This window comes from Amycolatopsis thailandensis (assembly GCF_002234405.1).
GTDB classification, from domain to species: Bacteria; Actinomycetota; Actinomycetes; order Mycobacteriales; family Pseudonocardiaceae; genus Amycolatopsis; species Amycolatopsis thailandensis.
Genome location: NZ_NMQT01000102.1, coordinates 16,264 through 38,290 on the forward strand (window position 1 = coordinate 16,264; position 22,027 = coordinate 38,290).

The 22,027-nt window shown below is 68.0% G+C and carries 22 protein-coding genes; 9 read left to right on the forward strand and 13 right to left on the reverse strand.

Annotation, left to right across the window (positions count from 1 at the left end; translation table 11 throughout):
* Positions 1-133 precede the first annotated feature (133 nt).
* Both CFP71_RS27860 and CFP71_RS27865 read left to right on the forward strand, forming a co-directional pair.
* Positions 134-763 (forward strand): hypothetical protein, encoded by a 630-nt coding sequence (locus tag CFP71_RS27860; protein ID WP_093936912.1) that lies wholly within the window; start codon positions 134-136, stop codon positions 761-763.
* A gap of 157 nt (positions 764-920) precedes the next feature.
* The gene (locus tag CFP71_RS27865) at positions 921-1,415 is read left to right on the forward strand and encodes a hypothetical protein (RefSeq protein ID WP_093936913.1); all 495 of its coding nucleotides are present in this window, start codon (positions 921-923) and stop codon (positions 1,413-1,415) included.
* A 738-nt stretch (positions 1,416-2,153) separates the two neighbouring features.
* On the opposite strand, the gene CFP71_RS27870 is transcribed toward CFP71_RS27865, so the two are convergent.
* Both CFP71_RS27870 and CFP71_RS27875 read right to left on the reverse strand, forming a co-directional pair.
* Positions 2,154-3,038 (reverse strand): hypothetical protein, encoded by an 885-nt coding sequence (locus CFP71_RS27870; RefSeq protein ID WP_093936914.1) that lies wholly within the window; start codon positions 3,036-3,038, stop codon positions 2,154-2,156.
* A 428-nt stretch (positions 3,039-3,466) separates the two neighbouring features.
* Positions 3,467-5,173 carry a hypothetical protein gene (locus tag CFP71_RS27875; protein ID WP_143267178.1) on the reverse strand — a complete coding sequence of 569 codons (1,707 nt, stop codon included), beginning with the start codon at positions 5,171-5,173 and terminating at the stop codon, positions 3,467-3,469.
* Positions 5,174-5,980: 807 nt separating this feature from the next.
* Between CFP71_RS27875 and CFP71_RS27880 the strand changes: the two genes are divergently transcribed.
* Together CFP71_RS27880 and CFP71_RS27885 are read left to right on the forward strand one after the other, a co-directional pair.
* A complete protein-coding gene (locus CFP71_RS27880; RefSeq protein WP_093936916.1) occupies positions 5,981-6,277 on the forward strand; it encodes a hypothetical protein in 297 nt (98 codons plus the stop codon).
* A gap of 164 nt (positions 6,278-6,441) precedes the next feature.
* Entirely contained in the window at positions 6,442-6,705 is a 264-nt protein-coding gene (locus CFP71_RS27885; RefSeq protein ID WP_093936917.1) for a hypothetical protein, read from the forward strand.
* A 165-nt stretch (positions 6,706-6,870) separates the two neighbouring features.
* On the opposite strand, the gene CFP71_RS27890 is transcribed toward CFP71_RS27885, so the two are convergent.
* Complete coding sequence (locus tag CFP71_RS27890) at positions 6,871-7,710, reverse strand: hypothetical protein (RefSeq protein WP_093936918.1); 840 nt, start codon at positions 7,708-7,710, stop codon at positions 6,871-6,873.
* Positions 7,711-7,797: 87 nt separating this feature from the next.
* Here CFP71_RS27890 and CFP71_RS27895 point away from each other — a divergent pair, with 87 nt between their 5' ends.
* Complete coding sequence (locus CFP71_RS27895) at positions 7,798-8,529, forward strand: AAA family ATPase (protein WP_093936919.1); 732 nt, start codon at positions 7,798-7,800, stop codon at positions 8,527-8,529.
* On the opposite strand, the gene CFP71_RS27900 is transcribed toward CFP71_RS27895, so the two are convergent.
* From CFP71_RS27900 to CFP71_RS27920, 6 genes are all read right to left on the reverse strand, one after another.
* Positions 8,526-9,554: a radical SAM/SPASM domain-containing protein gene (locus CFP71_RS27900; RefSeq protein WP_341866904.1), complete on the reverse strand. Its 1,029-nt coding sequence runs from the start codon at positions 9,552-9,554 to the stop codon at positions 8,526-8,528. The genes CFP71_RS27895 and CFP71_RS27900 overlap by 4 nt on opposite strands.
* 226 nt (positions 9,555-9,780) lie before the next feature.
* Positions 9,781-9,933 (reverse strand): hypothetical protein, encoded by a 153-nt coding sequence (locus tag CFP71_RS43755; protein WP_143267179.1) that lies wholly within the window; start codon positions 9,931-9,933, stop codon positions 9,781-9,783.
* Positions 9,934-11,208: 1,275 nt separating this feature from the next.
* A complete protein-coding gene (locus tag CFP71_RS27905; RefSeq protein ID WP_093936920.1) occupies positions 11,209-11,571 on the reverse strand; it encodes a histone-like nucleoid-structuring protein Lsr2 in 363 nt (120 codons plus the stop codon).
* Between the two features lie 484 nt (positions 11,572-12,055).
* Complete coding sequence (locus CFP71_RS27910) at positions 12,056-12,466, reverse strand: NUDIX hydrolase (RefSeq protein WP_093936921.1); 411 nt, start codon at positions 12,464-12,466, stop codon at positions 12,056-12,058.
* A 272-nt stretch (positions 12,467-12,738) separates the two neighbouring features.
* Positions 12,739-12,951, reverse strand: coding sequence for a hypothetical protein (locus CFP71_RS27915; protein ID WP_093936922.1), 213 nt, complete (start codon positions 12,949-12,951; stop codon positions 12,739-12,741).
* The gene (locus CFP71_RS27920) at positions 12,948-13,370 is read right to left on the reverse strand and encodes a hypothetical protein (RefSeq protein WP_093936923.1); all 423 of its coding nucleotides are present in this window, start codon (positions 13,368-13,370) and stop codon (positions 12,948-12,950) included. The genes CFP71_RS27915 and CFP71_RS27920 overlap by 4 nt, the downstream gene beginning before the upstream one ends.
* 418 nt (positions 13,371-13,788) lie before the next feature.
* Between CFP71_RS27920 and CFP71_RS44310 the strand changes: the two genes are divergently transcribed.
* Positions 13,789-13,926, forward strand: coding sequence for a hypothetical protein (locus tag CFP71_RS44310; RefSeq protein WP_167406300.1), 138 nt, complete (start codon positions 13,789-13,791; stop codon positions 13,924-13,926).
* 103 nt (positions 13,927-14,029) lie between these two features.
* On the opposite strand, the gene CFP71_RS27925 is transcribed toward CFP71_RS44310, so the two are convergent.
* The 3 genes from CFP71_RS27925 to CFP71_RS27935 form a co-directional block, all read right to left on the reverse strand.
* Positions 14,030-14,986 carry a hypothetical protein gene (locus tag CFP71_RS27925; protein WP_093936924.1) on the reverse strand — a complete coding sequence of 319 codons (957 nt, stop codon included), beginning with the start codon at positions 14,984-14,986 and terminating at the stop codon, positions 14,030-14,032.
* Between the two features lie 237 nt (positions 14,987-15,223).
* Positions 15,224-15,628 carry a hypothetical protein gene (locus CFP71_RS27930; protein WP_143267180.1) on the reverse strand — a complete coding sequence of 135 codons (405 nt, stop codon included), beginning with the start codon at positions 15,626-15,628 and terminating at the stop codon, positions 15,224-15,226.
* A 308-nt stretch (positions 15,629-15,936) separates the two neighbouring features.
* Positions 15,937-16,485, reverse strand: a complete 549-nt coding sequence (locus CFP71_RS27935) for a hypothetical protein (protein ID WP_093936926.1) — start codon at positions 16,483-16,485, stop codon at positions 15,937-15,939.
* A gap of 359 nt (positions 16,486-16,844) precedes the next feature.
* Between CFP71_RS27935 and CFP71_RS27940 the strand changes: the two genes are divergently transcribed.
* Complete coding sequence (locus CFP71_RS27940) at positions 16,845-19,196, forward strand: DEAD/DEAH box helicase (protein ID WP_093936927.1); 2,352 nt, start codon at positions 16,845-16,847, stop codon at positions 19,194-19,196.
* 325 nt (positions 19,197-19,521) lie between these two features.
* A complete protein-coding gene (locus tag CFP71_RS27945) occupies positions 19,522-20,619 on the forward strand; it encodes a hypothetical protein (RefSeq protein ID WP_093936928.1) in 1,098 nt (365 codons plus the stop codon).
* Between the two features lie 229 nt (positions 20,620-20,848).
* On the opposite strand, the gene CFP71_RS27950 is transcribed toward CFP71_RS27945, so the two are convergent.
* Positions 20,849-21,499, reverse strand: coding sequence for a hypothetical protein (locus CFP71_RS27950; RefSeq protein ID WP_143267181.1), 651 nt, complete (start codon positions 21,497-21,499; stop codon positions 20,849-20,851).
* A gap of 76 nt (positions 21,500-21,575) precedes the next feature.
* Here CFP71_RS27950 and CFP71_RS44315 point away from each other — a divergent pair, with 76 nt between their 5' ends.
* Positions 21,576-21,725 (forward strand): hypothetical protein, encoded by a 150-nt coding sequence (locus CFP71_RS44315; protein WP_167406303.1) that lies wholly within the window; start codon positions 21,576-21,578, stop codon positions 21,723-21,725.
* The last annotated feature ends 302 nt before the right edge of the window (positions 21,726-22,027 follow it).

The following is a 22,027-nucleotide window of genomic DNA, read 5'->3' on the forward strand; positions in this document are numbered from 1 at the left end:
CCCGCACACGCATTACCCGCCACCGCATTCCCTGCCCTGCAGCACAATTCGACCGCGGCCACGAAACCCGCATCGCCATCACTGTGCAGCCAGCACACTGGGCAGTTCACCGCCTGCCAGGAGAGAGCACCCAATGCCAAACGAACAAGGTCCCCTCAACGACCCCGCGGAGTCACCGGACGAGCAGGACACCGACCTCGGCATTCCCGTCATCCTCGACGTCGTCTCCCTGGCCACCCACTTCATCGATCGCGGCGCCGTGTTGACCGGCGATCAACTCGCCATCGCCCTGTACCGGGTCCCTGGCGATGACATGCCGGTCCTGCTCGACGCCCTGCACCGGCACCGGCTCATCAACGACCACAACCTGAGCGGCGTCGTCGGGCTCGCCTGGTCCAACGCCGAACGCCCCGATCTCGCCCTCAGCCGGGACAGCTGGCGAACCCTGTTCACCGCCGCCGGCTACACCGACGACGGACGCCGCGTCCCGCGCCCCACCCAGCCGCTGCGCCTGTACCGGGGATCGGTCGCCGACCGACGCACCGACTGGTCCTGGACCGGCTCCCGCGACATCGCCCGCACCTACGCAGCCGGCGGGTTCGGCGGCCGCCTCCCCGGCGCGATCTGGACAGCCCTCGTTGAACCCGAACGCCTGCTCGCCCGCAACAACGACCGCGACGAAGCCGAATACGTCATCGATACCAGGAGCCTCACAATAGACCCGGTTTCCGGTGATGCCTTACTCGTGGACCACGCCCCCTGAGCCCGTGCCCACGTGCCGATCCAGTAGCGCGGGACCAACTCCATTGCGCGCAGCCGTACTCATCAGCGTCTCCGTAACAGGCCTCGAGGTCGTGGTGATGAGCCGTCGCGCGGGGAAGGTGTAGGTCGCCGCCGCGATGATGCGAGAAGATACCGGCGTGACCAACGCAAACCACAAGCAGGAACTCTTGAACTGGCTACAACGCGTCAGCGGTCTTCTTCCCAAGCCAGAACAGTTCCGGTACCCGAACACCGAGGCCCTGGTGATGGCCCTCGGCCGATGGTTCACCCCTGCTGCACTCCCCGCTGGGCGCTTCCAAGGCCCGCTGCGTGCGTGTTTCACCAACGCGACAAGCCACAGCAAGCGCCACGGCCTCAGCTACGTGGAAGGATTCGCGCTCGCCGACACAGGATTCGTGGCCCCGCACGCCTGGTGCGCGCACCCCGACGGCACCGTCGAGGATCCGACCTGGAACGACGCGGGACGCGCCTACCTCGGAATCGGCTTCACACCGGACTACCTGGCCCAATTTGAAGCCCGCCGCGGGACCGTGACCGTCCTCTTCGACCAGCACCTCGATGACATGCGGCTCCTGCGCGAAGGCCTGCCGGAGACCGCGTTCGCCGACACCGGCGTTCCACACGCCGCCTGATCCACGCCTATCCGCACAAAGACTGGCGTCGATCGGCACGCGGGTTGGCGGTGGCTTGGCGAGCACCCGATTGAGCTAACCTCCGCAGGGCGACCGCGACCACGACGAGCCGCCCAGGCGCGGGTACGAAGTTGCTTCGCGAAGCCGAGGTCACGCCGCGCAGCCAGCACGAAGTCTTTCTGCGCTTCACCGAGCCGGAGCATCCACCGGCTTGTGTACTCGATCTGCGACGCTCGTACTGCTGCCCTCTTCGCGGTGGGCAGTACGTCGAACAGCTCGCCTAGTACGGCGGTGATCTCCTCGGCGGCGGCGCGCGGCTCCGGGTTACCGACCATCCGGATCTCCGACAATGCCACGAGGAACGCCGACATCGCTTTTCGTGCGTCTGCGACTTGGTAGATGGCGGTCGTGGTGTGCCGCCACGCGAACGGCTCCCACCGCTGCATTTCCACCGCGAGTCCGCCGAGATGGCTGTGCCAGGTCAGCAGGTCACCCGTGGCGGCGAGAAGTCTGAGGTAGGCGTCACGGCGCTCCTGCTTGCTCTTCGCGCCCTTGTCCCGACCGGGCGGCATGATCGAGAACACGCTACGTGCTGTCTTCAACCCGGTAGCGATCCCGCCCCCGACCTTCGAGATCTCGTCCAGAGGCATGCCAAACACGTTCATCGGCACATCCAAGCCCACCGTGAAGATCCAGATCGGTAGGCGTGCGTCGCGTGTCGACCCGACCAGCTTGCCGCTACCCGGCCATCCGGCCCGTCCTTCGAAGGACGAACGCGACGAGGGACACGAGCCGGACGAACAAGTAGTCTCTGGTGTCGTCGTCGGGCAGCTGCTCGGCGTCGCGCTCGTGGTGTCGGATGGCGAACCGGTTACCGATCCCTGTCAGGGCGTGGAACTCGACCTCTATTACGTCGCGGAGTTGTGGCGATGACGGCGCCGCGTCGTCCAGCAGTCTCGTTACCGATTCCTTCTTCGTTCCGCCCTCTTCCAGTTCGAGCGTCTTGAGCCGCTCGAACGCATCCCACAGCTTCTCCAGTGCGTCTTGCCGAGCGGCAGGACGCCGAGAGAGAAACCGTGCCAGTGCGTCGGTCAGTTTGTCGTCCAGAATCGGGTCTCCGGTATGCGGCTCGAACTCAGACACCAGGGAGCGCGCTTCGACCGGTGCCAGCCGGGTGACGAACCGGTTGTCGCCGATGGTGAATGCGATGCCGTTCCGGGCGAAGAGAAGATCCACGTCCCTGGCGAACTGTTCCTGACCGGTGTTCGGTGAGGAGTTGCCCGCGTTGATAACCATGGGTTCATCAAAGGCATAGTGCGTGTGGCCGAAGAAGTCGTGCGATGTTCGGCGGGTTGGCTGATCGATGTGGAGCATCATGAAGTCGATGATGTCCAGCACCACGGTCGCGTCCACAGCGGCCGCTGTGGAGAGAGGCAGTACCGGCAGGTCCTGAACGTGCGCATCCAGCGCATCGAAGAACGTCACCTCGTCAGTGCCCGTGATCGAGTCGCCGTCCGGGCAGTCACGCTCAGGGAATGCCCGCGCGAGCGAACCATCGCTCAGCCGCCGGCGGATCAGGGCGACCAGCCCCTTCCACACTTTCAGGGAAATGTCCTCGATCACACGCGGGACAGGCCGTCCAGCACGGTCGGAGTAGAAGGGACTATGAGTCACCGCAGCAGTCTTGCACTCGGCAGGCCGATACGGCATCTGACTTTGCCGACCAGGTAACACCGCGGGGTGGAGTCCCTTCTCGACAGGCGCCGCGCCCATCACGGCCGTCGGCTCCGGAGCCCGCCATGACGGCTCGCCGCGTCGTGATGCGTAGCACCACCGGCGGCGCGACGCGGCGCTAACTCTCGGTGGACAGCCCGGTGGTCCCCAAGGGTGATTGGTGTCGCACCATCTTCCGGTCGCGGCACTAAACCTCACGCGCATGGGAATGGTCGCCACCTGGTTCCAGCTTCCTGGCCACGCTGTCCACGTCCGAACGTGGCGGACGCGGACAGCATCAACCTCACGAGCCCAGGTAGTACTTCAACGCGTCCTCGTTACGCGGCCCGGCGCTCCTCAAGTCTCCTCTGAGAGGCGCTCGGCATGTGCACCAACCGCAGGACAGCGGTGCCGTACCGCAGTTCGGTGTACTCGATCGATCGCTTCACCCGGCAACCGACAATCCCGCAAAGCGGATCTGTCAATGCCTGAATCAAGTCTTCTTCATACGGATAGGCGTTCCATTCCAGGGTCCAGTGATTGTTGGATCCCCAGAGCTTGCGTTGCCTGTCGCTGGACCTGCCAAGCCACGGTGTTCGGCCCAGCGGGTCGTGCCACCATGATCCGATCGCCCAGTCGCCCGCAGGGTCCCGGGCCTCCAGCCGCACAATCAGGCCGGCGAGCAACGCTGTCATATCTGGTGTACGTGGAGGGAGGCTCGCCAGGGCAACGAGTTCGTCCTGCTGGAGCGGCGTTGTGGTGGTGGGCCAGTGATCAGCGCGCCATCCGTGGTCGTGCCGCGTCGCAGCGCATCGAGGTGGCTCGTCGGCGCTGGTGATGGTCATCCGCGCACCCGTCGGCACATGAATCAGGCGGAAGGCGCTCCCCGTGGGCCGGCATTCCAACCGCAGCCCGGGAAGCCCGAAGTCTTCGCTGGTGCGTACGAGCCAGTTGGTGAGGTTGTCGGAGGCGTTCGTGTGGATCACGAGTTCGTCGGAGCGCGGTGACACGGTCATGGAGTAGGCGGTGACGGTGTGAACGTCGCGCCATCCAGGCGGCGCGGCATGCGGTCCCTTGTTGAGGATGTGGAGTGCCAGTAGTGCCCTGAGTTCCCGTTGCGGTCCGGAACAGGCGTCGAGGCCGAGATCCTCGGACGTGATGCCTCTTTCGGCGATGTCGACGTCTTCCCCCAGGTACGCGGCTCGGACCGCGGCGGCGCGCTGTCGTTCCCACGTGCCGGTTGCGGTGTCGCTCGCCGCGAACACGATGCGTTCTGCCTCGCCCGCGAGCCGCTGCGGAAGTGGTTCAACGCCGGGGATCCGGCACACGGGGTGAGCAAGTGCGTCGACGATCTCCAGTCCGTCCCGACCGCCACTCCAGCGGACCTGCAGGTCGTCCCCGCTCAGCCGGGCGTCGCTCCATCCCGCGTCCTTCCATAGCGCGTACCGTCGCAGGACCGCGCTCATTACCGCGTCAAGTCGATCCCTCCGTGCGTGGAGTACCGCCTTCTCCGTTGGGTGCCAGCGCCCCCGGACATCGCGCCAGATCCTCACGTCCGGATTCTGGTGGTCGCTCAGATAGGCGTTCACCTCGTTCCAGCGTTTGCGCGTAACACCGTGCAGTCGCACGGACGCCACGGGCCGCGTCCCCAGAACATGCAGGTCGAGATGATTCCTGCCAGGCGAGGGCCTCAACCCTGGCACGCCCTCGACATCGTCGTTCCACAGATTCGGCAGGACAGCCGCGAGGAACCCTTTCAGCGCGCCGTCAGCGATCGTCACGGTGATCCCGTCCGGAAACGGGCGGACCTTGTCGATCACGACAGCGGGCTCGTCCACGTGGTCTTGATCGAAGGGAAGCCATTCCGCGGCGCTACCGATAGCGAGGAGCAACCTGGCTTCCAACCTCCGCTGCTGCGGTGTGGCAGCTGCGGGGAAGTGTCCCCATTCCGGGCGGAAGTCGCCTGTGATCTCGCGAAGCCATTCACCCGTACAGCACCTGCGAGCATGCATCCATTGCGGGTAGCGTGAATTGTTCTGTGGCATGTGACATCCTCCGTCGGCGTTCCCCGGTCAACGCTGATGTGAGGGTCGTCCACTAACACCGAACTCACAAGCTGATGAATCCGCGGTGACACCCGGTGGGTGACTCGGGAAGGCACGCACTCCAAACCGGGATGAGGAGGCACCTTGCAGGCTGCCGCGACAGCCACACGCAGATTACCAAGCACCGGCGCGACGGCCTTCTGGGCCCTTCCTCTGTCGATTTGAGGGGAACATCGGCTGCCGGAAGCAGGGCGGCACGATAAGGACCTGACGTCATCGACGCCGGAACCCACGATCGGCTCGCTGTCCGGATTGGACGACCTCGCTTGGCCGGCTCTGGACTGCAACGGGCACCCGGTGACGCCACGGCCCTGCCGTCGCTTCTGAGGACGGCGGCCTACGGCAGCGGGGAGGAGTCTGACACCGCGTTCGTGCGACTCACGGACGCGGTGCTGCATCAGGGTGGCGTCTACCCGGCCAGCGCGGCGCTGCTGCCATTCCTGGTACGCATCGCCGCCGACCCCGGCGCGACCCGCCGCGACGATTTTCTGTCTCTGGCGGCGTTCTGCGGTCACGGCGTCAACGCGATGCTCGATCAGGTCGTCGACGATTCGGTCCCCAAGGAGACGGAGCGCGGCTCGGTTCCCTGGTTCAGGTGGCCGCAAGATGGCCGAGCCACCCTGGAATCACTGCTGCCACAGGCACAGGACGTGACGACCAGCGCCGAGCCAGAACTGCGCATCCACGCGGCGCATCTGCTGGCCGCGCTGACCGGGCGCGCGGACAAGGCAACACCCATCCTGCGGCATGCCGCGACCACCGACAGCGACCTGGACGTCCGCCTGGCCGCTACATGCGCGGCCGCGCTGCTCGCCGGGAACCGCCCCCGGACGCCACTCGCGAAAACGCTTCATCGCCCTGTACTACCTCGGACAGATCGGCAACCCGGCCAACCCGATCCTGCCGGTCATCGACGACCTCGCCCAGGACCGCCGGATCCTCTCCGGTATCGGCAGCCGCACCAGCCACGAACTCGCCGACGACCTGCACTGCCAGACCATCGCGCTCAGTGCCCGCAGCCGGATCGCCCCACCTTTGCACTAAGCCGGACCGTCCTGGCCGTCGTGCCGTCGCGGGCGGGTGCGAAGAAATTCGAGACCCAGGCGGGAGCACCGCAGGCCAGCACAGCATGAGCCTTTCCCTGCCCTGACGGGTTGCGTCAGGGCGCGGGTCTGAATGGACGCAACCTCACCGATAAGCTCCAGAACATGCCCCAGCAGGTCCCGCGCGTTGTCAAAGAGCAGCACGCCAAGTTCGACGACATTGTTGACACCGCGGTCGCATACGCCACCGAAACAATGCGCAAGGTTCCCCCTGAAATGGCGTGGGGTGCGACCACCGGACTTCTTCAGGACAGCACGAACGGGATGGACCCCAACACAGCCCTCATGCATGCTTTGGCCACTGCGGCGGCTGCCTGTGTCAGGCTGGCCAAGCTGCAAGACGACACGAGACCGGAACCGGTTCCGTAGCTGACTACGGCCGGTTCCCTACCTCCGAGCCAACGTCTGGCAGAAGGAGATCCGGAGCCGAGGAGCTGGCAGTCCGGCGCTCAGCAGAACTGCCTGCTCGGCGCCGGAATCGGGACGTGGCCACATCCCAGTGACCGCGCGATCTCATTCAGGACGGGCCGTCGTTCACAGATGCCGGAGCACGGTAGCGGCGTGCTGGTGAAGGGGTCGCGCGAGGTCGAGGTGGTCGCCGTCTTCGACCCGGCACAGCAGTTTGGTGATGGCGGCGAGCTGGGCGATCCGCCCGCTGTAGGTGTCCAACCGGTCGGCGAAGCGCTCGTGTACCTGCTCGGCGGTATCTGGTTGCAGAAGGCTGGCGCAGTACAGGACCGCGGCGTCGTAGCCGCTCGGCGCCCATCCCCAATGCTCCCAATCCAGCATCCACGGGGTCGGCGCGGTCAGGTTGCCCCAATGCAGGTCGCCATGAGCACACGACCAGTCGAGTCTGCCTGTGTCGATGTCGACGCCGAACGCGGCAAGCAGGCGATGGCGGAGGACGTCATCGCCGATGATCACCCGTTTTGTGTCTCGCACCCGCGTGACCGCGGCCAGGCCCTGGGCCAGCGCGGTCCACCATTCGTGTGACAGGTCGACCGGGCGGCGGAGAACCATGTCCTCGGCGATCGCGGGGTCGGATACATAGTCCATCAGCTCGGCGCGGACACGATGCTCACCGACCGGCCACTCCCGTACCTCGATCAGAGCGGGCTTCGGCACGCACGCGAACGCCGCCCCCGTGGCGTCACTGGTGCCGGTCCAGCTGTCCGCGCCTGCCCACCGGTGGTGTTCGCTGGTGACCCGTAGCCAGCGTGGGCCGTCGGTGGTGTCGATCCGGGCCCCGAGGGTGCGGTCGTGCCAGCCGAAGACTTGCTGCCCCGTCACGGTGCCGTTGACGTGCCGGGCGGCGGCCAGCAGCTGGCTGGTGAGCCACTCGCGCTGGCTGGCAGGTTCGTCACTCATCGTCATGGCGAAATCCGTCGGGTGCAAGGGCGGTAGAGCGGCTTGTGACCGCTGTCCGCGCCCCAGTGTAGGGGCGGGCCTAGGCTGGGGGTCATGCTGATCGACCACATCGAGGTGGCCAGCGGTCTCACTGAGGGTGATGACTCGGTCTGGCCGCTCACGGTCCCGGCGATCCGTGACGTGGCGAAGAACGGGTTGCGGTTCACCAGCGACCTGGTGGTGCTGGTCGGCGCCAACGGCAGCGGTAAGTCCACCCTGCTGGAAGGGATCGCCGAGGCCTACGGGCTCGATGTCCGCGGCGGTCACGGCGGCCGCCGCTACGCCAGCCCGCTGGACAAAGGCCCGCTCGGTGACGCTCTCCGCCTGCACCGCACGGCCGAAGGCAGCAGGTTCACCCGGCGCAACGCCACCGGGTTCTTCCTCCGCGCCGAAACCGCCCACGGCATGCTGGCCTACATGACCGACATGGGCGTCACCGGCTACGGCGACCGCCTGTCGTGGGAGGTCAGCCACGGCGAGTCCTACCTGCAGGCCATCACCGGCCGCTTCGACGGCCCCGGGCTCTACCTGCTCGACGAGGCCGAAGGCCCGCTGTCGTTCCACTCCACCCTGCTGCTGTTACACCACCTGCGGGACCTGGTGACCCGCCACACCGCGCAGGTCATCTACTCCACCCACTCTCCCCTGGTCGCCGCGCTGCCCGGCGCGCAGATCCTGGAACTGTCCGAGGACGGCATCCACGAACAGAACTGGGAAGACCTCGACACCGTGCGACTGTGGCAGGCGTTCCTCCGTCACCCGCGACGAATGTTCGACGACGGCTAGCGGGTCGGGCGGCACTGCATCGGCCGGCACGGGCTGTCGGTCCGCGGTGAACACCGGCGGCTCGGGCCGGGATAGTTCGGAGAACAGAACTGATCCGCCGGCGCGCACTGCCGGGGATTACAGGGCGACGTCATCGGCTCGCACCGCGGTCCACAACTGATGGGATTGCAGGTCGGGCTGCAGCCCGGATTGCACGCCTGTACACCGTGTGTCAGGTCACGACGGCCGAAAGCACGCTCCAGATTCGCGGTGACCTGGCGGGCGTCCGGGCCGGTGAGGATCTCGGCGAGCCCGGTGTCGAGAACGTTCCCGATCGGAAGCCACCGGCTGAACACACACGGCCAGACGTCACCGTCCGGGGAGATCGCCGCCACCCCGTCCCCACAACGACCGCACAACTGCTCCACGCTCGCCCGCCCACCACGCACGCCCCTCCCGACCTGGCGAACCCTGTCGTAGCCGACCGACGGCACACCCAGATCCACAAGCTCGGCTTGCGCTTGGCCTGCGCGCTGCCCGGCGCCGAGATCGATCACACCGGCTCGCACCGGAATATCGCGACGGACAGCCTCGGCGATGTTGGCTCGCGTGCGGGCATGGCTGGGGCGCCTGGTGATCGCCGCGTGCTGGGCAGGATCGTCGGAGTAATAGCTGGTCGCCAGCGACACCCCTGGCAGGGCGAACACCTTCCAGAGCTCATCGCTGACGTGCACAAGGTTCGTGTACACCTCGACTGCGAGATCAGACGCCAGCGCATGCGCCACGAGGCCCGGCAAGCCAGGATGCAACGTCGGCTCACCACCAATGAACTGCACCACCTCCACGCCCATCGCGGCAGCCTGGTCAAGCACATGCAGCCAATCGGCATCGCTCATCGGCCCGTGCGTACCGTCCGGCCCCGACTCGGCATAGCACTGCACACATTCCAGCTGACATTTCCCGGTGATCTCCAACCACAGAAACGACGTCCGCCCCACCGACGACCTCCACCCTCGCAACGCCATCCAGGCCAGTGTGGGCCACATCGCCGACACGATCACGCCTCCTGACCCGACCGGATCAACGCACCTAGTCCTGATCGCGGTCGGCGAATGCGCCCCGGACGGTGCGTAGCGGGTGATGGCCGCTGCTCCGACCGGCCCTGCGCGATCCCGTGGCCAAGTGGGTGATTGCCCGCTGGATCTCGCCCAGCGCGCAGGCGTTCATGGCCGTGCGGGTCACGACCGCCGCCGCGGCCCGGCACGGGTTTGGTCACTCGTCTTCGTCTTCGTCTTCGTTGCGGTCGGCTGCGGCCTGGGCCCGCTCATCGAACCCGCTGGTCGCGGTGGGCGACGACGGGTCACGATCCGCGGCCGCCGAGATCCGGGCGGCGGACTCGTGGTCCATCGGGGTGTCCTTGCTCATCACGATTCACCTCCTCCTGGAAGCTGGGCGCACGAGGGCGCGGCTGGGTGCCGTGCGGATGTGCACGGGCATGCTTCAGCGAGAGACGGGAACGAGCGTCGGGAGCGCCCGGCAGACGCGGGACCGTCCTCCCACACCAGCGCCCACCCTGATCACGGGCGCGGTGTGCGCCACCCGCGGAACACATCGGCGGGTGCGCCCGCGTGCCCGGCTCTGCATGCCGGGCACGCGGCCTCCATCGTCATAAGCCCCGATCGAGGACTCCCGCCCCGTCACCGGCGGGCCTGTCCTTTCCGCACGGACACCAGACTGCCAACGAGCGGGCTCATCCCCGTCAGCACCATGCACGCCCTAACTCGGGTCGCCCCGGCATCCTCCGCTCGCCGACACCAGTCCGTCCACCGCTGAACCGGGTGACGTGCCTCAGCACCGCCCAGACACATCGAGGCGAACGGGCGGATTCCGGTTCACGAGGCCACGCGACCACTCGTCTCCAGAAGGCGGTCTGCGACGGTGTGACGTCACGAAAGAAAAGGGCGAGCGGGGCAATCAGCCGCCGCCGGCTAGCTCCTGCCGAAAGCCTCCGTCGAATCAAGCGAGGAGCCGGGGATCGGGCTTGCCCGCTGTTCGACCGGTATCTCCGACACCGTGGCATCCGGCCGAGATATGGCAACCCGGCACAGTGGAGCTGACAGCTTCAGCGACCGGCGCATCGCATGTCTACGTCGAAGGCTGATTCCCGGTATCGGACCCTCGCAGCTTCGCTCGGATTCCTTTTAGGAGCTCCGGCGTGGCCCACTGGGGAAATTGGGTCGGTCCAGAGCGCGAGGGGTGAACAGTCTTTCCGTTACTGCCGTGCAGATCTGATGGTGAGCGCCACGCGCAGCGGGTCGTGAGGGTCAGGAGGTGTGGTCGCCCGCTCTTCGCCCCTGCCCTCTGCGAGGTAGGGCTCGACGCAGTGCCCCTGATCGCCGAACCGTGGTTCGCCCCTGCCTGGCCATTCCAGTATCCCGGCCAACCACGCAGAGGTCACGTGGGGCCCCTCCACAAGCGCTCCCACCCCCTGACGCGAGAAGGTGAAACGTCGCCCCGGACAGCGGGCCGGTTTCGTCGAGAGGTCCAGCACAGTCCACTACGGACTCGGAGCGCACCAGGTCGCGTGCTCATCCCGGACAACCGGACTTGCCCGCGACTGGTGTCACGCCTGATCGACCTTTCGTCTGGAAACCAGTCTGGTCGGTTCCCAGCCGAAAGGTCGATCACGGCACCCACGGGCTACTTCTTCTTGTGGTATGCCTCAACGACTTCGGACGGGATCCGTCCACGATCGGACACGTCGAACCCGTTCTTCCGGGCCCAGGCACGGATAGCCTGGTTCTGCTCACGATCCACCGGCGTTGCCGCCCTCGCCGTCCGGGAGCCCGCGACCGGCGGCGGGCCGATTTTGGCGGTGCGCTTGCGGCCACCTGCGCGGCGACCGTGCTCGACGTACTGAGCGAGAGCGTCACGGAGCTCTTCGGCGTTCACGTCGGACAGGTCGATCTGGTAGGTCACGCCGTCAAGACCGAACTCGACGGTCTCTTCCGCTTCCGTGCCGTCAATGTCATCGACAAGACTGACCGACACCTGCTGTGCCACGCTATGCCCTCCGGAGATAGAGATACTGAATCACCGAATAGTACTTGCTCGCAATCGAACCTACACCACCACACCACGAAAATTCCGAGTATTTGGTGTTCGAACTCGCTTTTGCACACAGTACCTACCCTGGCGGCTGATTGATTACCCGGCGCACGCAGGCACTCGGGCTCCCAATCCCCTGGTGTTCCGGACGGGCGTGGGCTCCAACAGTGATGACGCGGCTAACACTCGCTTCGTCACGTACTTCGGGTGCAACCGTGCTGCGAAGCGCGACAGGTACTGTTGCTGGCCGCGACGGCCACTTCCATGCCCGGACCAAACGACTCGCGTGTCGACGGCGGATACCGGCGGCACTGCGTGGCGTCGACGATCCGTTGCCACCGTTCAACTCTGGCCGCAGTAGGCGCCGTGGTGTTGTCTGATGAACTGGGCCAGTAGCGCGTCCCTGTAGATGGCGGCGGCTACGCCTGCCGCCTTTTGTCTAGCCTGTGGCGCCGTCGGCGTCGAGCCTGGCGAACCACGTCGCGATCGAGCGTTTGTACCCGTCGGGCATGACCAAGTGCGGGATCTCGTCGGCGGTGAATTCGCCGACGCGTTTGTGTTCGTGGCTGACGACAGGTGGGGCGTCGGTGGTGGCGCGGCAGCCGTAGGTCACGATGAACACGTCCTTGTTCGCCACCTCGATGTGGTACATCCACGAATCGAGGACATTCACGACATCGACGCCGATCCGTGTTTCCTCGTAGATTTCGCGGGCGACGCATTCCTTGGGAGTCTCACCTAGTTCGAGGCGGCCACCGGGCAGTTCCCATTCGTCACGTTCGTTGTACATCAGCACGACACGGCGCGCGCGTACGACAACGCCTTTGATGGAGACGGGATACTGGGGCAACGTCGGCAGATCTCCCTGCAACGGGGGCGGACGAGGTGATCAGCACCTTAGCAGCCGCACCGGAGGACCGGACCACCGACGACCTGTCAGCCACGCCTCCTGCGGAGGCCGCAGGACTTACCCTGGCCCGGCGCGAGATCGGCGAAGCGTCCGACAACGCCGACATGGCGGCGGCCGAAGAACCGGCCGTCGGCGAGGCTCCGGCGAGGAGCAGCAAGCATGATCCCGGCCCGGTGCATCGCTCCGGTGTCTCGTGGCCCGCGATGGACGCCTCAGTGTTCCCCAGCGAGCAACGTGAGCAGCGCGTGCTGGTAGACCGCGTGCACGGTCGGGATGGTGTCGATGCGGCAGCGTTCGTCGGTGGCGTGCAGGCTGACGTAGTCGACCCCGAACCCCGCCGTGGCGGGGATGCCGAGGCCCGCGAGGTAGTTCCCGATAGCGAAGCAGAGCAGATCCCGCGCCGGGATACCGCGCCGAGCGATCAATCGGGCGGTACCTCGTCGGGTCCGAGGCTTGCCCACGACCAGGTCGTGTCGAGGTCGGTGTGGCGGGCCTGGCTGGGGACGACGGGCGCCGGTGCGCCGTCGTCGGTGTCGTAGGTGATTCGCAGGGAGCTGGACGGCCAGTCCAGATCGCAGCGCATCCGCAGGTCACCGGACACCGCGGTGGCGAGGTCGTCGTCGGGCAGCCTGCCGGATCCGGTGCTGATCCCGCTGTGGCGCAGCTGCACGGGCTTTCCTACCTCCTTGATCTCCAGGTCGACGTCCAGGCGGGGCGCGTGTCCGGGGTCGTCGAGAATCCGCCACGCACGCAACACTCCGCTCCAGTCCGGCCCGCCGGCGCCCACCGTCCCGGCGACTTCCAGCTCATCGGCGTGTTCGGCCTGCAGCGTCGGCCAGTCCACGCGGTCCCTGACGCGGGGCGAACTGCAGCGTCGGGGATTCAGGCGGGCTCAGCAGGCCGTCGGTCGCTTCCCTGAGCCAGCCTGGTACCGGTGCGTCGGCGGAGAGCCGGTAGCGCCGCGCCGGGCCGCCGACCGGCTGCATGCAGTCCATGATTCGCTGGTGCCAGGCGTGTGCCGCCGGGACCACTGGCACCAATACACACTGTCGATCATCCGCTCCCCCTCCGAGATCACAGAGCCCGGCGCGCATCGCGTCACGAGATCAGGTGATCCCGTGCCCTTGTAGGCCCCTGCGATGCGTCCAGTACTACAGCAAGGCCGCGATCGGGCCCGTCGCCAGCAGCTGGGTTGATGGGGTATCGCGCCATTTTGTCGGTGCTGGTCCGTAGGCTGAGCGGGTGTTCGATGCTGATCTCAAATGCGCGGGGCGTGTGGCACGTCCAGGGAGTGCCACGGAGACGCCTGCGACCCGGCCGCTCTGAAGCGCGTCGCGGCGCTGGAAGAGCGGCTGGATCGCGAGCTGGGTTACCTGATCGCGGCCGTCAGCGCGGCCTGAACGCGGAAGCCGGTGCTCGGGCGGACGCTGGTCGCGGTGAGCCTGCCGGATGTGGCAGGGGTCCAGCGCCGCTCGCGGCGTCCGGGACTCTCGGAATGCCGCTTTAGGCCATGTCGGCCAGGAGCCGTGCCAGGCTGCCCAGCGGCAGCGCTGTTCCGTCCCGCCGGGTGATCGACTTCGCGAGCCGTTGGATCTCCGCGGCCCTGCCCGCGCCGAGTTCTTGCCCGGGGTTGGCGGCGGCGTCGAGACGGGCGAGCCGGACCGCTCGGCGGAGCCGCGTGACCTGCGCGGGGTCACCGGTGCGTGCCGCGAGCGCGACGGCGCCGTAGACGGCGGGGTCGAGCAGGAGCGCGGTGTCCGCGGTGACCGCCGGATCGATCTCCAGCACGCTGCGTTCCCACAACGCGCCGAGCGCGCGTTGCCGCCGTCGCACAGTCTCCCGACGTCTCTCCAACGGGCTTGCCTTCTGGCGGGAGCCGGGTCTCTGGTCCGGCCTGGCATCGCCCGGCGAGGGCTGCGCCGGTGTACGGCGCTCCGCGTCACCGTGGACGAGCCGCATGCGTTCGGCCCAGGCCTGGAAGGTCGTTCCCGCGAGCGGAGGGTCCGGCACGGTCGCGGGAGGACGGGTGATGTCGCGTGTGTCGTCCTGCTGGGTGGGGTCGGCGGGGATCCAGGCGTGCAGCCGCCGGGTGAGATGAACCGTCAGCGGCCCGACGGTCGGGGTGTCGCGATCGACGAACCACGGCGGCTGCCGGGTTCCGTCGGGGCTGGAGTCCAGCATCCGTATGATCGCGTCGTTGCACCAGCCCGCCCGGTACAGCAGGGTGAACAACGCGATCAAGTCCCGTGCCTGATCCCGGGGCCAGCGAGCGTGCCCGATGAGTGTCAGGACCGCGGCGGTGATCTGCCGGTCGGTGCCCGGGATGACCTTGCCCGGCCAGGACCGGATCTGCCCCGCCCAGCCCCACGACCGGCCGTCGGCACCGTCGCGCGCAGTGGTCTGCAACTCGGCGGCGATGATGCCCGGGACCGGGTTGGGTTCGGCGGCTGGCTGACTCATCGGGACGGCACGGTCCTCCTGGCAGGCGGTCAGGGTTACCTGATGGTGCCATCGCACTCTCCAAGAGGACTGTCGACACGCGTGAGACGTCGTTTCCCGGCCACACCGGGCTGGCGGGGACATCGCACACCGCCACGGGCAGCGACGTTCCCACGCTGAGTGCGGAACCTTTCTACGCTGGTCCGATGGGGAGGAAACGCACCGGCAACGAATATGGAAGCGCGATCTCCGGTGTGGCTACGAGATCTCGCGGGGTTCGGCCCTTCGCTCGCGAGCCCTGACCGCCAGGCGGATCAGGCTGGCGAGCACCCTGAGCACGAACAACGTGAATACCGCGAACGTGAGATGCGGCAGCAGGGGGCGCAGCCCGCTGAACACGTCACGTACTTCGTCGCGGGCACCGCCGCTGAGGAGGAACAACTCGATGGCCAGCCACGTGCCGAGTCCGGGCAGGGCGAGCACGATGCCGCCCGTGCCGAGGGCCAGACCGAGGTCACGCAACGGTCCCCGCTCCCGCATCTGGCGCAGAATAGGGGAAATCGGGCCCCGGCGTTCGTCGATCGCCTGCAGTATGAGACCGACCATCGCGGCCACCATCCCCAGCAGGGTCGCGAACTCGATGCTGATGAACGGGTAACTCACGCGCCCGGACCCCATGACCAGGCCGTGGCCGAAGGCGACACTACGGCCACTGCGGTACCGACGCCGAACTCTCCTCGTGATCTCCCCATGCTCTCATCCTAGCTCCACACAGCCTGACCAGCCAGTATTGCCGTCGGCCCAGGTCGTTCGGTGATCGCGAGACCTTGCCGGTGTGTCACACCCTTGACGGTGGACCAGATGCCCGCCGCCCCGGAACCGAAGCGGGTCCCGGGGCGGCGCTGTCCTGGCACGCCGTGCGGTCCTCGGTCCCCCCGCCCGCACCGATGGCGACAGTCCATTGTGGCCTGTCAGTGGATTTCGTCCTCGTTCAGACTGTCGATCGCGAGGCCCGATGTGTCCACAATGTACTCTTTTTCGTCGCGGCCGGTGTTGCGGGCGAGCAGCATGGCCGGGTCGACCAGCGCGGTCCAGATCGTCCCCCGGGGCCGCCCCCGGATGCCGCTGAGCGCGTAGTCTCGGGCGACGTCGAGCGAGTCGGTCCAGGACCAGTCGGTGCGGCGTCGTTCCACCGATCCCCGGTACAAGCGCAGCGTGGTGTCCGGGCGGGACTCGGGGCGGCCGTCGGCGGCGTACCCGGCCTTGGCGAACAGCTCACGCCACCGCGCATGCCCGAGTGCGCGATCGGGGTACTCGGCCATCGACCAGACCCGGCCGAGCACGGCGGTCAGCTGCGTGTCGGTGATCAGCGACCTCACCTGCAGACCCGAGACCAGAACGGGCCCGTCCACGCGCCCCACCCTGCCGAGCGCGAGATCGAGTTCCTCATCGGACAGGACGGTGGCGCGCGCGGCCAGATAGTCGACCAGGGCGACGACGTCGGTCAGGACCGGGAGCATCACCACATCCTGCCGGGCGGCCCGCCCGCGATCACGCGAGCCCCGGCGGCCGGACACCGGGTACCCGTCATCCGCCGCACGGCGTCGCCTGATCGGGCGACACCGCGGGCATGTCACCGCACACCGCGGTTTTCCGGTCAGTGCAGGGAAAACAGCGCGATTCAAGACCTGTGACGCGCCCGGACGGCGTGGTTGCGGGCGTCGGCGGCCCCGTGGCAGGTTCGCGGCGCTGACCGGCCACCGGTACGACCACCCCGCACGACAGCGCCCCCGGTCCCCTCCCGGCAGGCCGGGAAAGAGACGTCGACCGCGGGACGGTCTTCTCCCCCGCCTGCCACGCCCACCTCACCGGGAGCACCATGACCGGCCGACCGGCCCACCGCGGCACCGGGCCGCGCGCGACCGGGCGCCGCCTGCGGCCCTACCAGGAAACGGCGGTCGCGAACGTCGAGACCGGGCTCGCCGGCGGCGGACTCGGCCAGATTCACCTCGCCTGCGGGACCGGGAAGACCATGGTGTGCCTGCGCGGCACCGAAACGCTCCTCACCGGCGGCGGCCTGGCGGTGGTCCTGGCCCCCACCCTCGCCCTGGTCGCGCAACTGCTCCACGAATGGCGTGCCCACGCCATCACACCGTTCACCGCGCTGGCGGTGTGCAGCGACGACACCGTCACCGACGCCCCGGTCCACCTCGGCGACCTGGGCACCCAGAGCACCACCGATTCCGACACCGTCACCGCCTGGCTGACCACGACCTCCGGCCGCCGGCGCTACGTGTTCGGGACCTACGCCTCCGCCCACGCCGTCGCCACCGCGCTGCGGTCGCTGTCGCTGCGCGCGGATCTGCTGGTGTGCGACGAGGCGCACCACCTCACCGGACGGCCCGGCGCCGCGATACGCCGCGTGCTCGACCACGAGTTCCTCCCGGCCCACCGGCGGCTGTTCGCGACCGCGACCCCGCGCGATGACCTGCGCCGCGACGCGACTGCGCCGCTGTACGGAATGGACGACGAAACACTCTTCGGGCCGCGGCTGGCCTACTACCCGCTCCACGAGGCGATCGCCGACGGCTGGCTCAAGGACTACCGGGTCGCGATCATCGGGGTGACCGAGGACCAGGCCCGCGCGCTGCTGACCGACGACGAGGTCGACTACCTCGACCCGGCCGACTCGATGTCCCTGCGCACGCTCGCGACCCAGATCGCGCTGGCGACCGCGTGCCGCCGCCACGGCATCCGGCGCGCGATCTCCTTCCACCACACCGTGTCCGACGCGCAGGACTTCGCCCGGTCCCTGCCCCGCACCCTCGCCCGGATGCCCGCCCGGCAGCGGCCACCCGGCCCCGGCGAGTTCGTCGCCGTCCACGCCGGACACACCACGCTGCAGCGGTCGATGCTGCTCGACCACCTGCGCCACCCGCCCGAGGACGGGTGGACGGTCGTGTCCAACGCCCGCGTGCTCGGCGAAGGCGTCGACATCCCGGCCGTGGACGCCGTCGCGTTCGCGCACCCCCGGAAAAGTCCCGTGAGCATCATCCAGGCCATCGGGCGCGCCCTGCGCGGCACCGCCGAACCCGGCACGATCGCCACCATCGTCGTACCGATCATCGTGCCGGCGACCGCAGACGAGACCGCCGTCGCCGATCTGGACCCCCGCGACTACGCCGCGCTGTGGAACATCCTGCGCGCGCTGCGGGCACACGACGACCGCCTCGCCGCCGACCTCGACCACGCCCGGGAGAACGCGGACCCCCGCGACTACCGGCTGCCCGACCGGATCTCGGTCACCCTGCCACCCGGCGCCGCCGACCACGTCCTCGCGCAGCTCACCCTGCTCACCGTGCACCAGACCACCTCCCCCTGGACCGAAGGCCTCGGCGCGGCGCGGCGCTACCACGCCAAGTTCGGCGACCTGCTCGTCCCGCAGGACTTCGTCGACGTCCACGGTTTCCGGCTCGGACGGTGGATCCACGCGCAGCGCCACAGCGTGTTGACCACCGGGCAGACAGCGGCGCTCGACGCCCTCGGCATGGTGTGGAACGTGTTCGACGCCCGCTGGGAGCGGATGTTCACACTCGCCGCGGCCTTCCACCACGCGCACGGGCACCTGCGACTGGGCTCCACCGAGGTCGTCGACGGCGAGAACCTGGGCGCGTGGCTGGTCGCGCAACGCAAAGCCGACAGAAGAGGCACTCTTGACCCCGGCCGCCGGGAAAGGCTGACCGCGATCGGCATGTGGTGGGGCGCCTTCGCGACCGGGCTGGACGCCTGCGACCGGTACCTCGCGACACATGGCGATCTCGACGTCCCCGCCGGGTTCGTCGACGGGGAGGGCTATCCACTCGGCCGATGGCTCGCCGCCCAGAAGAGCCGGAACAACGGAACCGGACACCCTCTCGACCCCGGCGAGCGTGCAGCTCTCGACTCCCGCGGCATCCTCTGGAGCAAACGCGGACGACCACTCACCACACCGGAAACCATGTCACTGCGCCACATCCGCGACCAGGGCACCTCAGCCGAGCTGAACACCGCAATCGCGTCGCTCGTCGCCGCCGGGGTCACCCAGCGCTCCATCGCCCGAACCCTGAACCTCTCCCCGACCGCGGTCCGCAAGCGCCTGCACGCCACACCGCGCTCACCACCATCCGCGACACCGACCGCGACCGCGGCGGACCAGCAGAGCCGGGACCAACCCGGAAAGCAGACCGTGTGAACGAATCCTGGCGGATCCGTTCACACCGGGTCCGGGCTTCCGAGGACTCCGCCCCCGTGCGCCGGGTACCCAGCCGAGATCGTCTGGTCGACTCGGCGAGAGGCCTCACTGCCGCCGACCTCGCACACAGCCGCGACCGCGTGATTCCGTCAACCGATCCGGACGTGCTTGTCCCCGGCCGGACACGATCTGCCGATCCCGGGGTACGCGGCGGGATCGCCCGTTCGTGTCGACCCGTGCGCGGCTACGTTCCTCCCCATGACGCGGAATCCCCCCGTCCAACCGCGACGGACCGGGATCCGCAGGCACGGGACGAGGGGCGGACGTGGGCAAGGGCCGTCGGCGGCGCGACAAGACGCGGGCACGCCTCGGTGCGGCGGCGGTGAAGACAGCCCCGGAACCGTTGGTGTCACACTACTTTCAGCAGTTCCCGATCATGGTGTTGCATCGCGCGCTGCTGGATCGCGGCTGGATCTGGGGCTTGCCGCGAGGCGAGTTCCCGCCGCCGGGCTTCCGTCCTCAGGACGAGTGGACGCGCTACATCCCGGACGAATGCGTCTGGCGGTATCCCGGCTCGGTGGAGGGCCCGGACGAGCTCGATCACGCGGCGATTCAGTGGATCTCCGAAGCGGAAGTGAGCTGGTTCGCCTTCGAGGATCCCGGTGCCGAGATCAGCGTCCACACCGCGTACGTCGACTGCTGCGCATATCACGAGCGGCACACCTACAGCGGTACCGTTTACCCGGTGACCCGTGACGGCGTCCGATCGCTGCTGGCCGACCTGCACCGGGTGGAACAGCACCTGCTTCGGCCCGCGATGTTCGAGGATTGCCCGGGAGCGCACGTCGCGTCCCGGCCAGCCGGCGTCCCGGCCGCGACACCGGCTCCAGCGCGCCCGGGATCCGGGGCAGGCGCGGACATCCGCGTCCGGCGCGCCCCTGAGGCTTTGATGCATCCGGACGTGGTCGGCATTCCGAACTCGGACTGGCAGAACCTGCTGATGGATCTCGCCGAGGCGCGCCGGAGCGCCGTCGCCGAGCGTGGCCGGGATGGTCGAGGGCCGAAGCCGAAGATGTCGCTGGCCGACACCGTTGTCGCGGCCGTGTTGTCAGCCCGGTTCGGCACCTACACCGCGGCGATCGCCGAGTTGTACGGAGTGAGTTACGTGACCGTCACCCGCGCACTGGCTGCGGCGAGACCGTGGCTCGACGCCGCGGCACCGAGAACAGTGTTCGCGTCCGCCGGGTTCGAACTCCGCACCGCTGCTGCCCTCCGCGCGTATTTCGGGCTCGACAGCCCGATCGGCACAACCCCGGCGGCCATACTCACCGGGGAACTCGCCCTGGCTGCAGACGCGACGACACCGGCCACACCACGGCGGGAACCAGCACGGGAAGACCGAAAAGCCAGTGCGCGTCTGTGAGCCGAATCCGGTCCTGAACCGCCGGTCTCGATCGTGACGTCAAGAATGTGCGTCGTGACTGCACTGAGCCTGGCCGAGCCGTCCAGCAACAGCGCTCGGGGACACGACGCTTGGTGTGATCGGTTGCGGAGGCCGGTTCCAGCCTTGCACGCCGTCGATCATTCGGTCGTCGGCGAACCGGGCATAGTCGAGGACCTCCGCCGACACGGTCAGAGCCCAATGACGACGGTCATCCGCTGGAGCTTCCACCGTGTCCCACATCCGGGCTTTCGGTGGGAACCCGCTGGGCGGCGATGTTCGGTTCCCCGTACTGCTTCACCAACTCCCGTCTGACCTCGACGGCGTCCTGGCGGGCGTCGCAGAGCCGGGCGAGCCAGGAGTCCCAGATCAGGCCGTCGGTGGCGAGCTTCTTGAGGCGAAGCCGGAACTGACTGGTGAAACCGATGAAGACCGGTGTCCCTCCCCCACGGAACAGGACGAACGCGACGTCCATCCCGCGCTGCGGGCAGCTCTTGGAGTCCAGGCCGTCGAACCCGGTGTTCCCGGTCCACGTCATACCATCGGGCCCCTGCGGCATCGCTCCGGCGTAGCGGGTCAGAGCGCTGCGGTCGTACTGGATATGGGCTTCCCAGCGATCCCGGAACGTGCCCAGCCCGTTGTCCTTGCTCCAGGCCCGAAACTGCTCGTAGGCACTGATCAGGCCCTTCCAGTCCACTTGCCCGGCCTGGTGAGCTGCCGCGATCCTGCGCAGGTAGTCGTCTTCGGCGGCAATGATGCGGTCGCGCAGATTCGCATGCTCGCGGTGCAGCGTCACCACCGAGGCCAGGACGTCGCCCAGGCCGGGCACGTCGGCCAGGAGCGCGGGAACACGATCCGTCATGACACGCAGCATTCCAGCCTGGCCTTCCCCTCGAATAGGTGATGCCTGCCCGGTCCTCGCCCTGACGTCAGCTCAGATGCTCGAAGTTGCGGTGCACGAGCCGAGCGAACTCTTCCCCGGCGAGGAAGGCTTCTGCGGTCGCGTGTCCGTCGTCCCGGCCCGCTGCGCGGAAACCCATCAGCGCATGGCCACCAGAGCCGCGCGAGCGTCGGGAGCCAGGGCGTAGAGGTTGCCATCATGGAAGGTCAGTACAGCCGTCATCAGATCCTCCTCGTCGTCGGGTGAACCTGAAGCACTTCTGTTTGAGGCGGAACCCTGCCCACGACGCCCTTACTGTCGTTAAGGGACGGGTGAGCCCAGAACGCGTGCCCCACGACAACACGGGCATTCTCGGCGGCGATCGCCCACCGGGGTTCCGGGCCGGATGAGGACTCGGGTCACGCGACGACAGCTGGGCGGCAGCGTCCCCTGCCAGACCCAGAAAGCCTGCTCGGCGGTGTAGACGCTGCGGTCGGGGCGGCGTTCCCT